Source organism: Salinigranum sp. (genome assembly GCF_041641895.1).
GTDB lineage: Archaea > Halobacteriota > Halobacteria > Halobacteriales > Haloferacaceae > Salinigranum.
This window is the reverse complement of record NZ_JBEPXO010000013.1, coordinates 50,368-56,606: the sequence shown is the minus strand read 5'-3', so window position 1 is coordinate 56,606 and position 6,239 is coordinate 50,368. Positions and strand designations below refer to the sequence as shown.

General features: G+C 69.7%; 7 protein-coding genes. 6 read left to right on the top strand and 1 reads right to left on the bottom strand.

Going from position 1 to position 6,239, the window contains the following annotated elements; translation table 11 throughout:
- On the top strand, window positions 1-1,290 hold a 1,290-nt coding region (gene ftsY, locus ACESK5_RS04615), incomplete at its 5' end, for a signal recognition particle-docking protein FtsY (protein WP_372910372.1).
- Window positions 1,291-1,499: 209 nt separating this feature from the next.
- Entirely contained in the window at window positions 1,500-2,051 is a 552-nt protein-coding gene (locus ACESK5_RS04610) for a 20S proteasome subunit A/B (protein WP_372910371.1), read from the top strand.
- On the opposite strand, the gene ACESK5_RS04605 is transcribed toward ACESK5_RS04610, so the two are convergent.
- The gene (locus tag ACESK5_RS04605; RefSeq protein ID WP_372910370.1) at window positions 2,048-2,668 is read right to left on the bottom strand and encodes a LysE family translocator; all 621 of its coding nucleotides are present in this window, start codon (window positions 2,666-2,668) and stop codon (window positions 2,048-2,050) included. The two genes, ACESK5_RS04610 and ACESK5_RS04605, sit on opposite strands and share 4 nt — an antisense overlap.
- 142 nt (window positions 2,669-2,810) lie before the next feature.
- On the opposite strand from ACESK5_RS04605, the gene ACESK5_RS04600 reads away from it, so the two are divergent.
- The 4 genes from ACESK5_RS04600 (at window position 2,811) to ACESK5_RS04585 (ending at window position 6,083) form a co-directional block, all read left to right on the top strand.
- Window positions 2,811-4,208, top strand: a complete 1,398-nt coding sequence (locus tag ACESK5_RS04600; RefSeq protein WP_372910369.1) for a signal recognition particle protein Srp54 — start codon at window positions 2,811-2,813, stop codon at window positions 4,206-4,208.
- Window positions 4,209-4,318: 110 nt separating this feature from the next.
- A complete protein-coding gene (locus tag ACESK5_RS04595; protein WP_372910368.1) occupies window positions 4,319-4,807 on the top strand; it encodes a hypothetical protein in 489 nt (162 codons plus the stop codon).
- Window positions 4,808-4,938: 131 nt separating this feature from the next.
- A complete protein-coding gene (locus tag ACESK5_RS04590) occupies window positions 4,939-5,526 on the top strand; it encodes a magnesium transporter (protein WP_372910367.1) in 588 nt (195 codons plus the stop codon).
- Window positions 5,526-6,083: a magnesium transporter gene (locus ACESK5_RS04585; protein ID WP_372910366.1), complete on the top strand. Its 558-nt coding sequence runs from the start codon at window positions 5,526-5,528 to the stop codon at window positions 6,081-6,083. Before ACESK5_RS04590 ends, ACESK5_RS04585 begins: the two co-directional genes overlap by 1 nt.
- Window positions 6,084-6,239 lie beyond the last annotated feature (156 nt).

Here is a 6,239-nt window from a genome sequence, read left to right as displayed (position 1 = left end):
GCAGAGGCCGAAGCCGAGGCTGAGGCGAACGCCGATGCGGATGCCGACGTGGAACCCACGGCCGAGGGGACGACCGGGACCGACGAGGCGGTCGACACCGACGCCGAGGCGGACACGCCGTCGACCGACACCGACGCCGAGGCGGACGAGTCCGACGCCGCTGTCGACCGTAGTGAGTCCGACGCCGTCGGAACGGCCGCGTCTGCCGAGTCGGCTGACACGGCCGAGGAACCGACCGGACCCGACCCGACGGAGGACGCCGAGACGGCGGTCACCGGCGACGCCGAGGACGTTCCCGAGGACGTCGACCTCTCGGACTCGGCGGCCGACGAGGCGCTCGCGGCCGAGGGCGTCGAGTCGGCCGTCGAGGAGGCCGCGGGCGGGCGGGAGGCCAAGAGCGCTAGTACCCTCCAGCGAGCCAAGGCCTTCGCGACGGGGCGCATCATCATCGAGGAAGAGGACCTCGAAGACCCGCTCTGGGAACTGGAGATGGCGCTCCTCGAATCGGACGTCGAGATGAACGTCGCGGAGGCAATCCTCGACACCATCCGCGAGAAGATGATCGGCGAGTCCCGCAAGCAGGTCGACACCACGGCCGAACTCGTCTCCGAGGCGCTCTCGGACGCCCTGCTGGAGGTCATCTCGGTCGGTCAGTTCGACTTCGACGCCCGCATCCAGGAGGCAGACAAGCCCGTCACCATCATCTTCACCGGCGTCAACGGCGTGGGGAAGACGACGTCGATTGCCAAGATGGTCCGGTACTTCGAAGAACGAGGCCTGTCGACCGTCATGGCGAACGGCGACACCTACCGCGCCGGTGCCAACGAGCAGATCCGAAAGCACGCCGACAACCTGGGCGAGAAGCTCATCACCCACGAGCAGGGCGGCGACCCGGCGGCGGTCATCTACGACGCCGTCGAGTACGCCGAGGCGCACGACGTCGACGTCGTCCTCGGCGACACGGCGGGTCGGCTCCACACCTCGAACGACCTGATGTCCCAGCTGGAGAAGATCGACCGCGTCGTCGACCCCGACATGACGCTGTTCGTCGACGAGGCCGTCGCCGGGCAGGACGCCGTCCAGCGGGCGAAGAAGTTCAACGAGGCGGCCGAAATCGACGGTGCCATCCTCACGAAGGCCGACGCCGACTCGCAGGGCGGGGCCGCCATCTCCATCGCCTACGTCACCGGGAAGCCGATTCTCTTCCTGGGCGTGGGTCAGGGGTACGACGACCTCGAACGCTTCGACCCCGAGGCACTCGTCGCCAGCCTCCTCGGAAACGAGGAGTAACACGCGCTGCTCCCGTTCGTGTCGATGGCTCGGCCGTGGCGAGAGCCACTGGAACGTCCGTCTCGTGTCCGACGCCGACACACCGTGCCCCGTCACCCGCGACGGAGGCCGGAGCGACTCGCGAGCGGTGAAGCGGGCCACGACCCGGCCGCGAGCACGACGGGGGTGCAGGCACACCACTTTTTGTCACTCGAGTGTCTCCTTCGCGTATGGCTACCATCGCTGCGCTCCGTTGCCGCGACGGCGTCGTCGTCGCGGGCGACCGTCTGGTGGTCCGGGGGGGGAGTGTCGCGAGCCGGGACCGTCCGCACCTCCTCGACCTCACTCCCGACGTCGGCGCCGCGGCCGTCGGCCGCGACATCGACCGCTTCGCCGACCTCCTCGCGAGCGAACTCCGGTCCTACCGGTTCGAGCGTGACGCCGTCTCGCTGGCGGCGCTCGAACGGCTCGCGAGCGACGTCGCCGAGGAGACGGAGGCCGAGGCCGTCGTCGCCACGCACGACGAGGAGGGACGGGCGGCCCTGCGGGCTGTCTCTGCGGACGGCTCGACGCTCTCGGACCCGCCGATGGCGTTCGGGAGCGGGACGGCGCTCGTCCTCGGCGGCCTCGAAGCGACGGACACGGAGACGCTGTCGCTCGCGGAGGCAGAGACACTCGTCCGCGAGGCGTTCGGCAGCGCCGCCGAGCGCGACCCCGGCACCGGAAGCGAGGTGGACGTCTGGACGCTCGCCGACGTGGCCGACGACGAGAACGAGGACTAGAGGACGAGCGTCCCCGCGAGGACGACCATCACGGCGCTGGCGACGTACTGGAGCCCCTGCGAGAACCGACTCCGAGCGAGCAACTGCCCGGCCCGGTTCGACGCGAGGGCGACGCTCGACAGGTAGACGGCCGTGACGAGGGCGTACAGCACGCCCAGAACGGCCATCCGGGTGGGGGCGTCGGGGCCCGTCCCGGCGAACCCCGGCAGGAACGCGAGGAAGAACAGCGCGACCTTCGGGTTCAGCGCGTTCACCAGCACCCCCCGCCGGAAGCTCCCCCCCGCCTCCGTGGCCGTCGTCGGGTCGAACTCCTCTGTCCGCAGCGCCTGCGCCGCGAGGTAGAGCAGGTAGGCGGCCCCGGCGTACTTGAGGAGGGCGAACGCGGCCGGTGCGGCCTTCAGGAGGGCGCTCACGCCGAGCGCCGCCGCGAGCGTGTGTCCGAGGACGCCCGTCGCGACGCCGAGCGCGGAGCGGACGCCCGCGCCGGGTCCCTGGAGGCCGCGGGCGAGGACGTACATGGTGTCCGGGCCGGGCGCGAGGATGAGCGCCACCGCTGCCGCGAGGTACGCGAGGAGGGTCGTCGGCTCGAATCCGACGACGAACCCGACCTGGAGCATCGTACGTCGCGGGTTGACGAGAGAAGGATAAGTAAGTGCGGATGTGCACGTCCCGCCCGTTCCGTCCTGTCTGTCCCCGAGACGGGGGAGAGCCGACGAACAAAGCCTTTACCGCCTCCGTCTCGTACCCCAGAGCAATACGATGGTACTCGACAACCTCGGGAGTTCGCTCAGGGGCTCGCTGAACAAGCTCCAGGGCAAATCCCGCCTGGATGAAGAGGACGTCCAGGAAATCGTCAAGGAGATTCAGCGGTCGCTCCTCTCCGCCGACGTCGACGTGAGCCTCGTGATGGACCTCTCGGACTCCATCAAGACGCGTGCGCTCGAAGAGGACCCACCGGCGGGGACGAGCGCCCGCGACCACGTCCTGAAGATCGTCTACGAGGAACTCGTCGACCTCATCGGTGACTCGACCGAGATTCCGCTCGAGCCTCAGACCATCATGCTCGCCGGCCTCCAGGGATCGGGCAAGACCACCACGGCGGCGAAGATGGCGTGGTGGTTCTCGAAGAAGGGGCTCCGGCCGGCCGTCATCCAGACGGACACGTTCCGACCGGGCGCGTACGACCAGGCCAAGCAGATGTGCGAGCGCGCGGAGGTCGACTTCTACGGCGACCCCGACGCCGACGACCCCGTGCAGATCGCCGAAGAGGGGCTGGAAGCGACCGAGGACGCCGACGTCCACATCGTCGACACCGCCGGGCGCCACGCGCTCGAGGCCGACCTCATCGACGAAATCGAAGAGATCGAGTCGGTCGTCCAGCCCGACCTGAACCTCCTCGTCCTCGACGCGGCCATCGGTCAGGGCGCGAAGGAACAGGCCCGCGAGTTCGACAGCTCCATCGGCATCGGCGGCGTCGTCATCACGAAGCTCGACGGGACCGCGAAAGGTGGCGGCGCGCTCACCGCCGTCAACGAGACTGGCTCCTCGATATCCTTCCTCGGCACCGGCGAGACGGTCCAGGACATCGAGCGGTTCGAGCCGAACGGCTTCATCTCCCGCCTCCTGGGGATGGGCGACCTCAAACAGCTCTCCGAGCGCGTCGAGCGCGCGATGGCCGAGACGCAGGCCGAGGACGACGACTGGGACCCCGAGGACATCATGAAGGGGTCGTTCACGCTGAAGGACATGAAGAAGCAGATGGAGGCGATGAACAAGATGGGGCCGCTCGACCAGGTGCTCGACATGATTCCGGGTCTCGGCGGCGGGCTGAAGGACCAGCTCCCCGAGGACGCGATGGACGTCACCCAGGATAGAATGAGAAAGTTCGAGGTCATCATGGACTCGATGACCGACGGCGAGATGGAGAACCCGCGGTCGGTGGGCGCACAGCAGGTCCGCCGCATCGCCCGCGGCTCCGGCACCGACGAGGAGACGGTGCGCGAACTCCTCCAGCAGCACAAGATGATGGAGCGCACCCTCAAGCAGTTCCAGGGGATGGGCGACGGCGACATGCAGCGGATGATGAAGAAGCTGCAGAACCAGGGCGGCGGTGGCGGCATGGGTGGGATGGGCGGCATGGGCCCGTTCGGCGACTGACCGCCGCGCCCACCAGTCCTCACGATTCGGGCACCGTCGATACCGTCGTCCTCGCTCGACCGCGAGCGCCGGCCGAGAAAGCTTATACTCGCTGCTGAAGTAGTTCTCGCATGCGATTCCCCGAACTCCACGGCCGTGACCTCGACGGCCGTTCGGTGTACCTCCCGACCGACGTCGGCTCGGACCCGACGCTTTTACTCGTCCGATTCGCCCCCCAGCCCAGTCGCGAGGCCGAGACGTGGCTCCCCCTCGTCGCCGACGTCGCCGACGCCGTCCCCGGCTTCTGGTGTTACGACCTCCTCGTCCTCCCCGAGTTCCCCGACGGCGTCGAGGAGGCTCTCACCGAGGATCTCCACGCGCCGCTCACCGACGGCGGCGACGTCCCCGGCGTCCGAGCACTCACCGCTCACACCGACGTCGACGCGTTCCGCCGTGCGCTCGTCCTCGACCGTCCCGCCCGGATTTACGCGCTCTTGCTCCGCGAGGGTCGCGTCCAGTGGCGGGCGTTCGGGCCGCTCACCGTCCCCCTCGACCGAAGCCTCCGTGCGGCCGTCACCCCCACCTCGAGCGGCGACGCGAACGACCTCGTCGTCCCCTGACACCGCCGGCCGTCCCTCCGTGACGAGTCGCGACACCGCGGGTACCGGACGGAGTGAGACGGCCCCGGCGGACCGTCCGACACCCCGCCCGTCTCGCCCGATTTTTACCCCTCCACCGTGAAGCGTCTCCGATGACCGTCCGTGAGGTCGTGCTCGACGCCTACCGGGAGGCGCTCCCCGCGCTCGTTGCCAGTCTGCTCGGTGGGCTTCTCGCGGGCGTCGTCCTCAGCGGGATGCGCCCGGAACTCCGCGAGGTCCCCGGTCTCCTCGTGCTCATTCCTGCTCTCTTGGCCACGCGGGGGAACGTCTACGGGTCGTTCGGCGCGCGCGTCGCCACCGCGCTCCACCAGGGCCTCGTCGAACCGCACCTCTCGGCGGCCGACCGTCGCCTCGGCGCGGCCGCGGCCGCGGCCATCTCGAACGGCCTCCTCGCGTCGACGTTCGCCTCCGTCGTCGTCTTCGCCCTCCTCACCGCCCTCGACACGCCGGTGGCGTCGCTCCCGACGCTCGTCGGCATCGCGCTCGTCGCCGGTGTCCTGTCGGGGGCGGTCCTGACTGTCGTCGTCGTCTCGGTCGTCTTCGCCGGCTACCGCCGCGGCCGCGACCCGGACACGCTCGTCGGCCCCATCGTCACCACCACGGGTGACGTCTTCGGCGTGCTCTTCCTCCTCCTGGCCGTTCGCATCGTGCTCGGACTCGGCGCCGGAGGCGGTGGCTGATGCCGACCGAGTGGTCGGTCCGGGCCATCACCCGCGCGATGCTCCCCGTCCTCCTGGCGCTGACGCTCGTCGAGGTCGGGTCGGGTCTCGTCCTCGGGAGCTTCGAGTCGTCGTTGCTTCGGTTTCCGACCCTCCTCGTCCTGGTGCCGGTCACCATCGGCACCGCCGGCAACCTCGGGAGCATCCTCGCGGCCCGCCTCTCGACCGCCTTCCACCTCGGGACGCTCTCGTTCGACCCGCGCGACGAGGCGCTGGCGGGGAACGCCCTCGCCACCGTCGCACTCTCCGTGACCGTGTTCCCCCTCATCGGGACGGGCGCGTGGTTCCTCTCGACGCTCCTCGGCACGGCACGCCTCCCGCTGTCGACGGTCCTCGCCGTCGCGATTACGAGCGGCGTCGCGCTCGCGGTGCTGGCAGTCGTCGTGACGCTCGTCGCGACGTACGCCGCCTACCGGTTCAGCCTCGACCCCGACGACGTCGTCATCCCGCTCGTGACGAACGCCTCGGACGTCCTCGGGGTGCTGGTGCTGTTCGGGGCCGTGCAGGTGTACGTGTGAGCGGCCCCTGTGAGACGCGTTACTCGGTCCGGCGAGTCGGTGGACCGCGTCCCCCCGCGTCTGTGAACCGCCGGTGTCGAGACGACCGATGCGGTCGGACGTACCGCACGGTACACGGACGCAGTGATCCGCAGCCTCGTCCTCCCCAGCCAGTCC

Bases quoted from the DNA above. Each gene is read 5' to 3' on its own strand.
- ACESK5_RS04585 (WP_372910366.1), top strand. From the start codon at position 5,526: ATGCCGACCGAGTGGTCGGTCCGGGCCATCACCCGCGCGATGCTCCCC.
- ACESK5_RS04605 (WP_372910370.1), bottom strand. From the start codon at position 2,668: ATGCTCCAGGTCGGGTTCGTCGTCGGATTCGAGCCGACGACCCTCCTC.
- ACESK5_RS04595 (WP_372910368.1), top strand. From the start codon at position 4,319: ATGCGATTCCCCGAACTCCACGGCCGTGACCTCGACGGCCGTTCGGTG.
- ACESK5_RS04600 (WP_372910369.1), top strand. From the start codon at position 2,811: ATGGTACTCGACAACCTCGGGAGTTCGCTCAGGGGCTCGCTGAACAAG.
- ACESK5_RS04610 (WP_372910371.1), top strand. From the start codon at position 1,500: ATGGCTACCATCGCTGCGCTCCGTTGCCGCGACGGCGTCGTCGTCGCG.
- ACESK5_RS04590 (WP_372910367.1), top strand. From the start codon at position 4,939: ATGACCGTCCGTGAGGTCGTGCTCGACGCCTACCGGGAGGCGCTCCCC.